At 70.4% G+C, this 14,070-nt stretch carries 13 protein-coding genes; 3 read left to right on the forward strand and 10 right to left on the reverse strand.

The genetic code is table 11. The annotated features are described in order from the left end of the window. The 3 genes from D9R02_RS01695 to D9R02_RS01705 all read right to left on the reverse strand — a co-directional run. Positions 1-877 (reverse strand): HAD family hydrolase (locus tag D9R02_RS01695; RefSeq protein ID WP_147435318.1); only part of this gene is annotated, 877 nt, incomplete at its 3' end. Between the two features lie 5 nt (positions 878-882). After that, entirely contained in the window at positions 883-1,404 is a 522-nt protein-coding gene (locus tag D9R02_RS01700; RefSeq protein ID WP_039101009.1) for a YbhB/YbcL family Raf kinase inhibitor-like protein, read from the reverse strand. Positions 1,405-1,554: 150 nt separating this feature from the next. Next, a complete protein-coding gene (locus D9R02_RS01705) occupies positions 1,555-2,487 on the reverse strand; it encodes a carbohydrate kinase family protein (RefSeq protein ID WP_070636647.1) in 933 nt (310 codons plus the stop codon). Positions 2,488-2,710: 223 nt separating this feature from the next. On the opposite strand from D9R02_RS01705, the gene D9R02_RS01710 reads away from it, so the two are divergent. Continuing rightward, positions 2,711-4,126 (forward strand): glyceraldehyde-3-phosphate dehydrogenase, encoded by a 1,416-nt coding sequence (locus tag D9R02_RS01710; RefSeq protein WP_223110557.1) that lies wholly within the window; start codon positions 2,711-2,713, stop codon positions 4,124-4,126. Between the two features lie 195 nt (positions 4,127-4,321). Here D9R02_RS01710 and D9R02_RS01715 read toward each other — a convergent pair whose 3' ends face one another. From D9R02_RS01715 to D9R02_RS01725, 3 genes are all read right to left on the reverse strand, one after another. Continuing rightward, the gene (locus tag D9R02_RS01715; RefSeq protein WP_070636646.1) at positions 4,322-5,752 is read right to left on the reverse strand and encodes a M18 family aminopeptidase; all 1,431 of its coding nucleotides are present in this window, start codon (positions 5,750-5,752) and stop codon (positions 4,322-4,324) included. 1 nt (position 5,753) lies between these two features. Continuing rightward, positions 5,754-6,908, reverse strand: a complete 1,155-nt coding sequence (locus D9R02_RS01720; RefSeq protein WP_070636645.1) for a CPBP family intramembrane glutamic endopeptidase — start codon at positions 6,906-6,908, stop codon at positions 5,754-5,756. Positions 6,909-7,220: 312 nt separating this feature from the next. Next, positions 7,221-7,955: a glutamine amidotransferase gene (locus tag D9R02_RS01725; protein ID WP_019310603.1), complete on the reverse strand. Its 735-nt coding sequence runs from the start codon at positions 7,953-7,955 to the stop codon at positions 7,221-7,223. A 120-nt stretch (positions 7,956-8,075) separates the two neighbouring features. On the opposite strand from D9R02_RS01725, the gene rfbA reads away from it, so the two are divergent. Further along, a complete protein-coding gene (gene rfbA, locus D9R02_RS01730; protein WP_039101004.1) occupies positions 8,076-8,966 on the forward strand; it encodes a glucose-1-phosphate thymidylyltransferase RfbA in 891 nt (296 codons plus the stop codon). A gap of 232 nt (positions 8,967-9,198) precedes the next feature. Here rfbA and D9R02_RS01735 read toward each other — a convergent pair whose 3' ends face one another. Continuing rightward, entirely contained in the window at positions 9,199-9,960 is a 762-nt protein-coding gene (locus D9R02_RS01735; RefSeq protein WP_039101002.1) for an IclR family transcriptional regulator, read from the reverse strand. 221 nt (positions 9,961-10,181) lie between these two features. On the opposite strand from D9R02_RS01735, the gene aceB reads away from it, so the two are divergent. After that, positions 10,182-11,789, forward strand: coding sequence for a malate synthase A (aceB, locus tag D9R02_RS01740; protein ID WP_121566202.1), 1,608 nt, complete (start codon positions 10,182-10,184; stop codon positions 11,787-11,789). 87 nt (positions 11,790-11,876) lie between these two features. On the opposite strand, the gene D9R02_RS01745 is transcribed toward aceB, so the two are convergent. The 3 genes from D9R02_RS01745 to D9R02_RS01755 form a co-directional block, all read right to left on the reverse strand. Continuing rightward, the gene (locus tag D9R02_RS01745) at positions 11,877-12,437 is read right to left on the reverse strand and encodes a GNAT family N-acetyltransferase (protein WP_039101085.1); all 561 of its coding nucleotides are present in this window, start codon (positions 12,435-12,437) and stop codon (positions 11,877-11,879) included. A gap of 92 nt (positions 12,438-12,529) precedes the next feature. Further along, positions 12,530-13,576, reverse strand: a complete 1,047-nt coding sequence (locus D9R02_RS01750) for an NAD(P)-dependent alcohol dehydrogenase (RefSeq protein WP_039101000.1) — start codon at positions 13,574-13,576, stop codon at positions 12,530-12,532. Positions 13,577-13,697: 121 nt separating this feature from the next. Further along, the gene (locus D9R02_RS01755; RefSeq protein WP_052239242.1) at positions 13,698-13,997 is read right to left on the reverse strand and encodes an ArsR/SmtB family transcription factor; all 300 of its coding nucleotides are present in this window, start codon (positions 13,995-13,997) and stop codon (positions 13,698-13,700) included. Between the last annotated feature and the right edge of the window lie 73 nt (positions 13,998-14,070).

Here is a 14,070-nt window from a genome sequence, read left to right on the forward strand (position 1 = left end):
AGCGGTACCTGGCGGGGGCGGGGACCGCCGCGGCGTCGTGCGCCTCCCCCGCCAGGTACCGCTCGATCACGTGCGCCACGCCGTCCTCGGTGAACGCCGGTGCGGTGCGCTCCACGGCGGCGACGACGCCCGGGTGCCCGTCCGCCATGGCGTAGCCCCGCCCGGCCCAGGTGAGCATCTCGAGGTCGTTGGGCATGTCCCCGAACGCCATCACCTCGTGGCGGGAGATCCCCAGCTCAGCGGCGAAGTGCTCGAGGGTGCGGGCCTTGGTGAGCCCGCGCTGGCCCATCTCCACGAGCGGGGCGGCGGCCACCGAGTGGGTGACCGCGAGCCTGCCCGCCACCACATCGCGGACGGCCTCGAAGTAGGCTTCCGGCTCGGCGCCGTCCAGCTTGGCGAGCAGTTTGACCACCTGGGTGCCGGCGCGCAGGGTCTCGGTCACTGGTGCCTCGGTGACGTCCCGGATCTCCATCCGGTCCGTGCGCGCCCATCCGTGGTCCGTGTGCACGGCGTCCAGGGTCTCCGCGGCGAACAGCGAGTCCGGGAATGCCCGGCGCACGTCCTCGATCACCGGCAGCGCCTCGGACACGTCGAAGCCGTTGGCGTGCAGCACACGCTCCGTGCCGGGATCGAAGACCACGGCGCCGTTGGAGCAGATCACCACGCCCACGTCGTCGAGCTGCTCGTGCAGGGGGTCCAGCCACCGTTTGGGGCGCCCGGTCACGAACACCACCTGGATCCCGGCGTCCCGGGCCGCGGCGATGGCCTCCAGGGTGCGGGGGCGGAAGCGGAAGTCCGGGCCCAGGACGGTCCCGTCCAGATCGCTCGCGATCAGCCGGACGGGCGCCCGCCCCGGATCCTGCACGTGCTCCGCCACCGCGACTACTTCACTTCGTACGTGGGCGTGAGGAACGCGCGTCCCAGGGCGTGGGAGAACAGGTTGAAGTTCACCACAGCGGGGCTCGCGCTCTCGTCCACCTCGAGCTCGGGGACGTCCACGGCGGTCACGCAGATGATGTAGCGGTGCGGGCCGTGCCCCTCGGGCGGTGCGGCGCCCAGGTACTCGTCCGTGCCGCCGTCGTTGCGATGCTTCACGGCACCCTTCGGCGGGTTCGACGCCGCCCCGGTGGCCAGTTCGGTGACGTCCGCCGGGATGTTGGACAGGCACCAGTGCCAGAACCCGCTGGGGGTGGGGGCGTCCGGGTCGAACATGGTCACCACGTAGGACTGCGTGCCCTCCGGGGCACCGGACCACGACAGCTGCGGGGAGACGTCCTCTCCCCCGGCACCCATGATCCCGGAGACCTGGGGCGTGGCCACGGGCTCGCCGTCGGTCACGTCCGTGGAGGTCAGGGTGAAGGTGGGCAGCTCGGGGAGGTCGGCGTAGGGATGACGGTCGTACATGACGGTGTTCCTCTCATCTCGCGGGGTGGTGGTGTCCGGACTTTGCTGTCCGTGGGGTTCTGCGGTCCATCCAGCCACGGCGGGTGGCCCTGCTCAGACGCTCCTGCCGGGCGCAGTGGATTCTGTCGGGGCGGGAGCGGTGGCGAGCTGTCAGCCGCTCGGCGGCAGGTCCTCTCGGGTGGGCAGCTGCGCCCCGGAACGGGAGACCGTGACGCCCGCGGCCGCGGCGGCGTAGCCCAGCAGCGCGGTCACCTCGTCCGCACCGAGCTGCTCGAGCGAGGACGCCCCGGAGGCTCCCAGGATCTGGCGGTCCGCGAGTCCGCTCAGCAGCGCGGCCATGAACGAATCCCCCGCTCCCACGGTGTCCGCCACGGTGACTCTCGCGGCGGGGACGAACACGCCGTCGGGCCCCGTGCCGCGGCTGAGTGCCCACGGTCCCATGGCGCCGCGCGTGACCACCACGAGGCGGACACCGGCGGACAGCCACGCGCGGGCGGAGTCCTCCACGGTGCGGTGCGGGTAGAGCCACAGCAGGTCCTCGTCCGAGGCCTTGACCACGTGGGCGAGTCCCACGATCTGCTCCGCGCGGGCGCGGGCGTCCGAGGAGTCGGGAATGATCGAAGGCCGGCAGTTGGGGTCGTAGGAGATCAGCGCGTGGCGGTGCGCACGCTCCAGAGCCTGCCGCACCACGGAGGCCCCCGGCTCCAGCATGGCGCCGATCGACCCCACGTGCAGCAGGTCCGTGTCCGCGAGCAGCTCGTCGATCCGGACCGGAGAGACGTCCAGGGACCAGTCCAGCTGGAACTCGTAGTCCGCCGCGCCGTTCTCGTCCAGCACGGCCTGGGCCACGGAGGTGGGGCGGTCATCCGCCTCGAAGGGCAGCCGCACCCCGTTGCCGCGCAGGTGCTCGACCACCTGGTGGCCGTACTCGTCCTGGCCGTAGCGGCCCAGGAACTGCACCTGGTGACCCAGCCGGGCCAGGCCCACGGCCACGTTCATGGGGCTTCCGCCCACGTGGGCCCGGGGTTGTTCGCCGCTGCGGGACACCACGTCCACGAGGGCCTCACCGATCACGGTCAACATGGTTCCACGGTAGCAAAGCACCCGCGGCCCGCCCCGAGCGCGCAGCCGCGCCAGGCGGCGTCGTCATCCGTGGGCACAGACCACGAGGGGGCGCGGGGGCACGTAAACTGGGGCCGACGAGCAGCGCCGCTCACGGGGCGCTCCATCACGCCAGCTCGCGCACCGCCGCGCGACACCAACACGGCCCGCACGAGGACGTCCGGGCCGAGGAAGAAGGATGCTCATGAGCGCCACGTGGTCAGAACGAGAGGCCCTCGCCGAGCAGCTGGTCCCCCTGGTGGGGCAGCTGCACCGCAACAACAAGGTGGTCACCACCGTCTTCGGCCGGTCCCTGGTGCACAAGTCCGTCACGGACATCATCAAGGTCCACCGCTTCGCCCGCCGCATCATGGGTGAGGAGATGCCCCTGGAGAAGACCGTGGAGATCGTCACGGCACTGGGTGCGCTGAACCTGGGCGTGTGCAACGTGGACGTGGCCAAGCTCTACCAGGGCTTCACCGAGTCCGGCTCCACGGACCTGGACGGCTACCTGCGCGAGGCGCTCGCCCCGGCCGTGGACCAGCACGGCAGCAACGACGCCGAGACCCGGGACGTGGTGCTGTACGGCTTCGGGCGCATCGGCCGCCTGCTCGCCCGCATCCTGCTCAACCGCAACGACGGCACAGGCCTGAACCTGCGCGCCGTGGTGGTGCGCAAGAAGCCCGGCAACGACCTCGTCAAGCGCGCGTCCCTGCTGCGCCGCGACTCCGTGCACGGCTCCTTCGACGGCACCATCACCGTGGATGAAGAGAACAACGTGATCACCGCCAACGGCGTGGCGATCCAGTTCATCTACGCGAACTCCCCCGAGGAGATCGACTACACCGCCTACGGCATCCACGACGCCCTCGTGGTGGACAACACCGGCGTGTGGCGCGACGAGGAGGGCCTCTCCCAGCACCTGCGGTCCAAGGGTGTGGGCAAGGTGCTGCTCACCGCCCCCGGCAAGGGCGAGATGAAGAACATCGTGTGCGGCGTGAACGACCAGGACATCGACCCGGAGGACACCATCATCTCCGCGGCGTCCTGCACCACCAACGCCATCACCCCGGTGATCAAGGTCCTCAACGACGAGTACGGGATCGTCCAGGGCCACGTGGAGACCGTGCACTCCTACACCAACGACCAGAACCTGATCGACAACTGGCACAAGGGTGACCGCCGCGGCCGCTCCGCCGCGCTGAACATGGTGATCACCGAGACCGGTGCCGCCAAGGCCGTGGCCAAGGCCCTGCCCGTGATGAAGGGCAAGCTCACCGGCAACGCCATCCGCGTGCCCACCCCGGACGTCTCCATGGCCATCCTCAACCTCCAACTGGAGAACGCCCCGGAGTCCGCCGAGCAGGTGAACATGTTCCTCAAGGACATCTCCCTGAACTCGGCCATGCGCAAGCAGATCGACTACGTGGACTCCCCGGACGTGGTCTCCACGGACCTCGTGGGCTCGCGCCGCGCCGGCGTGGTGGACGGGCTGGCCACCATCGTGAACAACAACTCGCTGGTGCTCTACGTCTGGTACGACAACGAGTTCGGCTACTCCTGCCAGGTGGTGCGCGTGATGGCCCGCATGGCGGACATCTCCATGCTGCAGCTGCCGTAACCCGCTCCTGCTCCACGGACGCCCCGCGCGCCCTGCTGACGACGCCGCCCGGTGGCCTTCTGCGCGAAGGTCACCGGGCGGCGTCGTGCGTGGGAGTGGTGTGTGCACGCCTCTGCGTGCGGCGTCGCGGGCGGAGGGGCGTGCGCGGCTGCGCGGCCGAGCCTCGCGTGTAGGGCGGAGCGGGCGGCGCGGGGCTCAGCCGCGCCAGAAGCCCCCGATGGCGCGGTACATTGCGAACAGGTCTGCGGTGTGCACGAGCTCGCGCGCCGAGTGCATGGACAGCAGACCCACCCCCACGTCCAGGGTGCGGATGCCCAGGCGGGTGGCGGTGATGGGGCCGATGGTGGACCCGCACGGCACACCGTTGTTGGAGACGAACTCCTGGTACGGAACACCGGCGCGTTCGCACGCCTCCGCCCACACCGCGGCACCCACGGCGTCCGTGGTGTAGCGCTGCTGCGCGTTGATCTTGAGCAGCGGGCCACGGCCGGGCTCCGGGGTGTTCACCGGGTCGTGGTGGCCCTGGTAGTTGGGGTGCACCAGGTGGCCCGCGTCCGAGGACAGGCACACCGAGTGGGCGAGCGCGCGACGGTGGTCGTCGGTGGAGTCCCCGCGGGAGGCGCCGATGCGCACGAGCACGTCCTCGAGGAACGGGCCGGCCGCACCGGAGCGGGTCGCGGACCCCACCTCCTCGTGGTCGAACGCGGCGAACACGCTCACGTGTTCCGCGGACTCCAGCTCCTCCGCGTGCTCCACCAGGGACCGCAGCCCCGCGTGGACGGTGGTGAGGTTGTCCAGGCGGCCGCTGGCCAGCAGGTTCTGCTGGGCGCCGATGAGCTCGGGGGCCTGGGTGTCCGCCACGGTGATGTCGTAGCCCAGGATGTCGGCGGGGTCCACGGCGGGCACCTCCGCCGTGGGCGTCCCGGTGCCGGGCGCCGTGCCGGAACCGGCAGTCCGCGCTGCAGGGTCGCTCGCCTCCCCGGCGCCGCCGGCGGCCGGTGCGTGGACGGCGTCTGCCAGCACCGCGAGGACGTCCGCGTCCTGGGCATCCCCCACACCCCACACGGGCTGGGTGTGGCGCTGCCGGTCCAGGCTCAGGGCGTCGTTGGCGGAGCGGTCCAGGTGGATGGCCAGCTGCGGGATGCGGGCCACGGGCCCGGTGCTCGTGAGCACGGAGCGCGGTGCCCCGTCCGCGCCGCGCACCACCAGCCGGCCCGCGAAGCGCAGGTCCCGGTCCAGCCACGAGTTCAGCAGCGCTCCGCCGTAGACCTCCACGCCCGCCTGGTACCAGCGGTGGGTCACCGTGGTGGGGCGGGGCTTGAGCTTGAAGCCCGGGGAGTCGGTGTGGGCACCCAGGATGCGATAACCCGCCCCCGGTGCGGCACCGGACGGGAGCACCCAGGCGATCAGGGCGCCGTCGCGCACCGTGTACCAGCGGCCCGCGCCGATCTGCCACGGCTGGGCCTCGTCCAGGGCGGTGAACCCGGCGTCGTCGAGTGCCGCGGCCACAGTGGCCACGGCGTGGTACGAGCTGGGGGACGCCGTCACGAACCGCCCGAGGTCGCGGGCGAACTCTGCGTGGGCAGGGCTGTCTGGGGCCGCGTGCGCCCGGTCGGAAGCGTGCATGTCAGTACTGTCCGTCATGGGGCCCAGTGTATGTGGGCTGCATCTCACCGGCGCCGCGGGTGTCCAGGACACCCACGTAGCGGCCCTGGCCGTCCCGCACCACGTAGGGGCCGTACTGCGGGGGCAGGCTCAGGTAGGTCTGCGTGGCGGGGTCGTAGGGGTAGGCGGCCAGCCCGGAGCGGTCCGCCGCGATCGCCGCGGGCCGCACGGTCGGCAGCCGGGGCGGGGCCGGGGGCTGCGGGAGCACCACGGTGCGGGTGACCGCGACCTCCGGGTGGCGCTTCACGAGCCAGAACACCAGGGCGATGAAGGCGCCGTTGAGGATCACCTCGGTGACCAGGTCCGTGGGCGCCCCGCTGGTGTCGTTCATGTCCACCAAACCGAGCATGGCGAACAGCGAGACGGTCATGTTGTTCACGGCGTGCAGGGCGATGCCCGCCTCGAGCCCGCCGGTGCGCCACGTGACGATGCCCATGGACACCGCCATGATCGCCACTGAGAGCAGACCCCACACGTCGTACACGTGCCCGGCCACGAACAGCGGGACGGGCAGCAGGATGGCCCACGCGGGGTGCTTGAGCCAGCGGCCCACCATCTGGGCCAGGTACCCGCGGAAGACCACTTCCTCCGCCGTGCACTGCAGTGGCACCACGATCAGCGTGGTGGCCAGCAGCCAGCCGAAGCCCGGTGCCAGCTGCACGGAGGTGGGGGTCCCGCCCGTGGCGAGGTCCAGGCCGATGCCCGCCAGGTTGACCACCGCGTAGACGCCCACCGCCACCAGGAAGCACAGGAGCAGCCACTTCCACCGGATGCGGCCGGTGACCGAGAAGATCAGCCCGAGCGGCCGGGGGCCGAGCACGAGCCGGGCCAGCAGGGCGCTGGGCAGCAGCAGCGCCACGGACGCGAAGAGCATGAAGTACACGACCGGGTCCAGCTGGTCGGCGGCCAGCACGTCCTCGGTCAGGGTCTCGGGGAATGCGAGCGCCAGCACGATCCCGAACAGGATGCTCAGGACCATGAAGATGCCGAAGAGGATCAGCCCCTCCACCAGCGGCATCCACCAGCGGTGGTGGGGGTCCGTGCGGGCCAGACGGTGGTAGAAGTACGTGCGGGTCCGGGGAGCCGGCTGCACTCCGCCCGTCACAGACCCGCCCATGGGAGCACCGGGCCACGTCTCGCCCGGGGCCGGTGCGCTCGGGGTGCTTGTCGGGGAGGGAACAGGACGGGACCACGGTGCGCTGGGGTGACTCATTCCCCCACGGTATCGGTCCGGGGCCCGGTGCGCCGGATTGTGCAGGGCGCCCGCCGTGCGCTCACCCTCGCGGCAGCCCGTGGGCGCCCCCGGGGCCCCGTGGAACGGCCCACCCAGGTGGCTCGCGCGACCTCCTGCCGCGAGCGCCGTCGTTCGAGGGCAACCCGCGGCGACGCACGCCCCTACCTGACGACCACGCGGCACCCGCGGCCGGTGTCAGCGGGCGTAGCGCTCCACGAACGCGCTGAGCACCTTGGGCGCCTGGTCCACGGCGGGCCCGTGGGTGATCCGCTCGATCACGGTCTCCAGCTCGTCCGGCTTGAAGTAGCCCAGGTCCTTGTACACGCGGATGCGGTTCACGAGCCCCTCCACGTCCAGCTCCGGGTGGAACTGCGTGGCGTAGAGGTTCTCCTTGATGCGGTACATCTGCACCTGGCACACCGATCCCTCCGCGAGCAGAACGGCATTGGGCGGCATCACCCGGGTGCCCTCCTTGTGCCCCACGTAGGCGCTGAACTCCCGGGGCATGTCCGCGAGGAGCGGATCCGCCTCCCCCGCCTCCGTGAGGGTCACGGTGATGGGACCCACCTCCTCCGGACGGGTCCGGTCCACCACGGCGCCCTGGTGGATGCCGAGGGTCCCCACGCCGTAGCACGCCCCCAGGAACGGGTAGTCACGGGCCACCACCTCGTCCAGCAAGCCGCTGATCCAGGTCTCCGCGAGCCGCTGCACGCGGGACTTCTGCTCCGCGGGGTCCGAGGAGTTGAACGGCGAGCCGCCCACGATGATCCCGCTGTAACGGTCCAGGTCCAGCGTGGGGAAATTCCCCTGCTCCAGGCGGATGCGTTCCAGCTGCGAGGTACTCAGCCCTCCGAAGCGCGCCACGGCCTCGTACTCCTCGTCCGCCAGGACGTCGTCATCACGGGTGGCCAGCAGCACGAACGGTTTCATGCCCTCATGCTAGCCACGGCCGCAGGCCTCGCCGCACACCGGCGGCTCGGGCACCTGGGACGATCCCCACACAGGCCATGCGTCCCATGCACTCGAATGAGTCCCTGCCATGATGGGGACATGAAGGGCATCATCCTCGCGGGCGGCACGGGCTCCCGTCTGCACCCCGTGACCCTGGGCGTGAGCAAGCAGCTCGTGCCGGTCTACGACAAGCCGATGATCTACTACCCGCTCTCCACGCTACTGCTCGCGGGCATCCGGGAGATCCTGGTGATCACCACCCCGCACGACGCCGAGCAGTTCCGTCGCCTGCTCGGGGACGGCTCCCGCTTCGGCGCGGTGATCTCCTACGCCCAGCAGGAGTCCCCGGACGGGCTCGCCCAGGCGTTCCTGCTGGGGGCCGAGCACATCGGGGACGACAGCGTGTGCCTCGTCCTGGGCGACAACATCTTCTACGGTCCGGGACTCGGCACCCAGCTGCGCCGCTTCCACGACCTCCAGGGCGCCGCGATCTTCGGGTACCGGGTGGCGGATCCCAGCGCGTACGGCGTGGTGGAGTTCGACGCCGCCGGGCAGGCCGTGTCCATCGAGGAGAAGCCCGAGCACCCCCGCAGCCCGTACGCCGTCCCGGGGCTCTACTTCTACGACCGGCGCGCCGTCGAGTTCGCCCGCTCGCTCACGCCCTCACCGCGCGGCGAGCTGGAGATCACGGACCTCAACCGGATGTACATGGACCGGGGCGAGCTCGCGGTGCACGTGCTGCCGCGCGGCACCGCGTGGCTGGACACCGGCACGTTCGACTCCCTCGCGGACGCCACAAACTTCATCCGCACCGTCCAGGCGCGCCAGGGCACCTCGATCGGCTGCCCCGAGGAGGTGGCGTGGCGCATGGGCCTGATCTCCGACGCCCAGCTGCGCGACTGCGCCACCGAGCTGCACAAGAGCGGCTACGGCGCGTACCTCGAGTCCCTTCTCACGGAGCACGACGCCGCCCTGCCGCAGCGCAACTGACCCCGCGCCCTCGCGCTCTGCCCCGTCTGCGGACAACGCAGCGCAGGAGACGCGGACGGGCACGGCTGCGTCGTCAGGCGTCGGCGTGTCGGCGAGCGCGGCGACCTCGTCCGGCGCGGGAACCAACGGTGGTTGCGGCGGGACCATCCGGCGCCGGGCCCACGGCTCGCGCGTCCGACCTGCCGGGTGCCGGAACGCGGCAGGACGGCTGGGCACGGCGGCGTCGTCCGCCTCAGCCAGCGCGGGAGAGCTGTCCGGACAGCTGCACCGCGGCCTTGCGCAGCAGCGGGACCGCGCGCTCCCCGAACTCCCAGTCCACGCGCGTGGTGGGCCCGGACACCGAGATCGCCGTGGGGGTGGGGGCGTCCGGGACGAGGACGGAGAAGCAGCGGACGCCGATCTCCTGCTCCTCGTCGTCCACGGCGTAGCCGCGTTCGCGGATCAGCGCGAGGTCCGCGAGCAGCTCCTCCACGGTGCCCAGGCTCTTCTCGGTGGGGGTGGGCATGCCCATGGACGTGACGATCGAGACCACCTGCTCCTCCGGGAGGGTGGCCAGGATGGCCTTGCCCACGCCGGTGCCGTGCAGGTGCGCGCGACGGCCCACCTCGGTGAACATGCGCATGGAGTGGGAGGACTGCGCCTGCCCCACGTACACGACCATGCGCCCGTCCAGCACGGCCATGTTGGCGGACTCCCCCAGCTGGTCCACGAGCCCCTGCAGCACGGGCTGCGCGTAGGTGCCCAGCGCGAGCCCCGCGGCGTTGCCCAGCCGGATGAGTCCCGGGCCCAGCGCGTAGCTGCGGTTGGGCAGCTGGCGCACGTGGCCCAGCGGGATCAGGGTGCGCAGCAGCCGGTGGATGGTGGGCAGCGGCAGCTGCGCCCTGGAGGCCAGCTCGCTCAGCGAGATCTCTCCCCCGGCTGCGGTGATGATGTCGAGCAGGCCGAAGACCCGTTCGACGGACTGCACCCCGCCCGTGCTCCTGGCCTCTGGCATCCGTGCGCTCCCTCGGTCGTCGATGGTGTCGTGCGTGGCTCACCGCCGGTCGGGTCGCGCCGCGGCGGGACCGAACGGCCACGGCCGGGTTCGGGCGATCCCGGTGACCCCTCGCACGTGTGGCCCGCGTCTCAGCAGGGCCTTGTCCTGGGTCACATCCTATGTCTAAACTCGTGGTAATGGAATAATTTTTCCACAATACGGATACTTGGAGGCACTCCATGAGCATCACCCACACCACCCCGCAGAACGTGGCCGCGGCGGACGAGATCCTCTCGGAGGAGGCCCTCGCGTTCGTGGAGGCGCTGCACGAGAAGTTCGCGGACCGCCGTGAGGAGCTGCTCGGCAAGCGCGAGACCGCCCGCGCGCAGGCCGCCAAGACCGGCACCATGGACTTCCTCCCCGAGACCCGCGAGGTCCGGGAGGGCGACTGGAAGGTGGCCCCGGCCCCCGAGGCGTTGCAGGACCGGCGCGTGGAGATGACCGGACCGGCGTCGCCCGCCAAGATGGCCATCAACGCGCTGAACTCCGGGGCCAAGGTGTGGCTCGCGGACCTCGAGGACGCCGCCTCCCCCAGCTGGGCCAACCAGGTGGACGCGATCGCCAACCTGCGCGACGCCGCCCGCGGCACCCTGGGCTTCACCTCCCCGGAGGGCAAGGAGTACACGCTCCGCGAGGACGTGCCCCTGGCCGTGGTGGTCATGCGCCCGCGCGGCTGGCACCTGCCCGAGTACAACATCACGGTCAACGGGAAGACCGGCTCCGGTTCCCTCACGGACTTCGGGCTGCACTTCTTCCACACGGCCAAGCAGCTGATCGAGAACGGCCAGGGCCCGTACTACTACCTGCCCAAGATGGAGTCCTACCTGGAGGCGCGGCTGTGGAACGACGTGTTCACGTTCGCGGAGGAGTACCTGGGCATCGAGCACGGCACCGTCCGCGCGACCGTGCTGATCGAGACCATCCCCGCCGCGTTCCAGATGGACGAGATCCTCTACGAGCTGCGGGACCACGCCTCCGGGCTCAACGCGGGGCGCTGGGACTACCTGTTCTCCATCATCAAGTACTTCCGCGATGCCGGGGAGAAGTTCATCCTGGCGGACCGTTCCGCGGTGACCATGACCGCTCCCCTGATGCGCGCGTACACGGACCTGCTGGTGCAGACCTGCCACAAGCGCGGTGCCTTCGCGATGGGCGGCATGGCCGCGTTCATCCCCTCCCGCAAGGACGAGGAGATCAACAAGGCCGCGTTCGAGAAGGTCCGCAACGACAAGACCCGCGAGGCCGGGGACGGCTTCGACGGCTCGTGGGTGGCCCACCCGGACCTCGTGCCCGTGTGCCAGGAGGTCTTCGACGGCGTGCTCGGTGAGAAACCGAACCAGGTGGACCGCCAGCGCCCCGAGGTGGACGTGACCGCCGAGATGCTGCTGGACGTGCCCTCCGCCGGTGACCAGCGCACCGAGAAAGAGCTCAACGCCAACCTGTACGTGGCCATCCGCTACGTGGCGGTGTGGCTGTCCGGCAGCGGCGCGGTGGCCATCCACAACCTCATGGAGGACGCCGCCACGGCGGAGATCTCCCGCTCGCAGATCTGGCAGCAGATCAAGAACGGCGTGGTCTACACGGACACCGGCAGCACCGCCACGCGCGAGCTCGTCTCCGACGCCCTCGACAAGCAGCTCGAGGTGCTGCGCGGGGAGATCGACCAGGAGAACTACGAGAAGTGGTTCGTGCCCGCTGGGCGGCTCATCTCGGACATGGTGCTCAGGGAGGACTACCCGGCCTTCCTCACGCTGTCCGCCTACGACCTGATGGAGAGCACCAGGTAGGCCGCCCCCAGCGCCTGCCCCGTCCGGCCCCCGCGGTTGCCGCCTCGTGCGGTACCTCGGGGGCCGGAGGTCTGTCCGTCCGCTCGCTCAGCCGTGGTGCTCCTCCGCGAGCATGGCGTACCCGTAGCCGTCGTGCCACTGACCATCCCGGTGCATGCAGTCCCTGACCGTGTGGATTTCTCGGCGCATCCCCACCTTCTCCATGACCTTCCAGGAGCCGGTGTTCTCCGCGAAGCAGCCGGCCTCCACCCGGTGGACACCCATGTCGAACGCGATGGCCAGGCCTTCGCGCACGAGTTCCGTGGCCACGCCACGGCCCTGGGCCCAGGGTGCCACCACCCAGCCGAGCTCCACCTGCTGCCCCCGGGCCTGCTCGGTGACGTCCGCCTGGGACCACGCGTCCTGGAGCTTGACCATGAGGTAGGCCGCGAGCCGCCCGTAACAGTGGGCCATCAGGTGGGTGGTGGCCAGGGCGTCCCAGTCCGCCCGGAACTCCTGGCGTGAGGCGTAGAGCCTAGTGGTCCAGCGGTTCAGCTCCTGGTTGCTCTTGAGGGCCCACAGCGTGTCCGCATCCTCCGGGGTCAGGCGACACACGGTGAGCCGTTCGGTGCGGCGGGGCCAGGAGAGGTCGTTCAGGGTTCGGGGCATGGGCTCAGGGTAGTGGAGCGCGGTGAGACGCACGACGGTGCCCTGGACCGCGAAGGTCCGGGGCACCGTCGTCGGCGTGCCTGGGTCTTGCCTCAGATGGTCTTCGCGTCGATCACGAAGCGGTAGCGCACGTCCGAGTCCACCACGCGGTCGTAGGCGTCGTTGAGGTCCTCGGCGTTGATCAGCTCGATCTCTGCGGTGACCCCGTGCTCACCGCAGAAGTCGAGCATCTCCTGGGTCTCGCGGATGCCGCCGATGTTGGAGCCCGTGAGGGACTTGCGTCCGCTGACCAGCAGCGGGGCCTTCACCTCGAGGGTCTCGGTGGGCAGACCCAGCAGCACCATGGCACCGTGCGGGCGCAGGGTGGCCATGAACTCCTGGACGTCCACGTGCGCCGAGACGGTGTTGATGATGACGTCGAACTCACCCTTGTGCTGCGACAGCGCCTCAGGGTCCTCCGTGCGGGCGATCCAGTCGGTGGCGCCGAAGCGTCGGCCGTCCTCCTCCTTGGAGCGGGTCTGGCTGATCACGGTCACCTCCGCACCCATGGCGGCGGCGAGCTTCACGGCCACGTGGCCGAGTCCGCCCATGCCCACCACGGCCACCTTGGAGCCCTCGGTGACACCCCACGTGCGCAGCGGGGAGTACGTGGTGATGCCCGCGCACAGCAGCGGCGTGGTGGCCGCCGGATCCAGGTTCTCGGGGATGTGCAGGGCGAAGGCCTCGGACACGATGATCTCGGTGGAGTAGCCGCCGTCGGTCTGCTCCCCCGTGAAACGGTCCTTGCCGCGGTAGGTGCCCACGGCCTTCGGGCAGTTGTTCTCCTCACCCTTGAGGCACCACTCGCACTCGCGGCAGGAGTCCACCAGGCACCCCACGCCCGCGCGCTCCCCCACGCTGAACGTGGTGACCTCCGAGCCGACCTCCGTGACGCGGCCGATGATCTCGTGCCCGGGGACCAGCGGGAAGTCGATGGGCCCCCACTCCTCGCGCACGGTGTGGATGTCCGAGTGGCAGATCCCGGCGAACTCGATCTCGATGCGGATGTCGTCCGGGCGCAGGTCCCGGCGCTCGATGGTGCCCTTCTCGAGCGGAGCACCGGAGGCGACGGCCTGATAGGCAGCAACGTTGGTAGTCATGGGATGTGACTGTAGACCTGTACCCCCGGTCAGGTCATTTCGGGGGAAAGTGGTTCGATGCCGATCCGCACCCGCTCGGGGCGTTCAAGGGCGCCACGACGGACGAGGGCGGGGCACGGCTCTACACCACTGAATCGACGGCCAGCTCGAACACACCCTCCTGCGCGGTGTAGTGCACCCACGTGCCCTGCCGGCGCGAGCTGACGAGCCCGGCCTCCCGGAGCTTGCGCAGGTGGTGCGAAATGGTCGCCTGGGACAGATCGAAGTCCGGGAGATCGCACACGCAGATGCTCCCGGGCAGAGCCTTTCGGATCGCGAGGTACAGGCGCAGGCGCACTGGGTCCGCCAGGGCCTTGAACACGGCGGCCGAGCCCTCGACGCCGTCGGACGCGTTGTCGATGTGCAGCTCAGCCGAGGTCATGCGCCTATTTTGACAACTGTCTATGCATGGGACAACCTGAGGTTGTATTGATTTCTATCAAATCAAGGAGGAT

It is taken from the genome of Kocuria rhizophila (genome assembly GCF_003667225.1).
Taxonomy (GTDB): Bacteria; Actinomycetota; Actinomycetes; order Actinomycetales; family Micrococcaceae; genus Kocuria; species Kocuria rhizophila.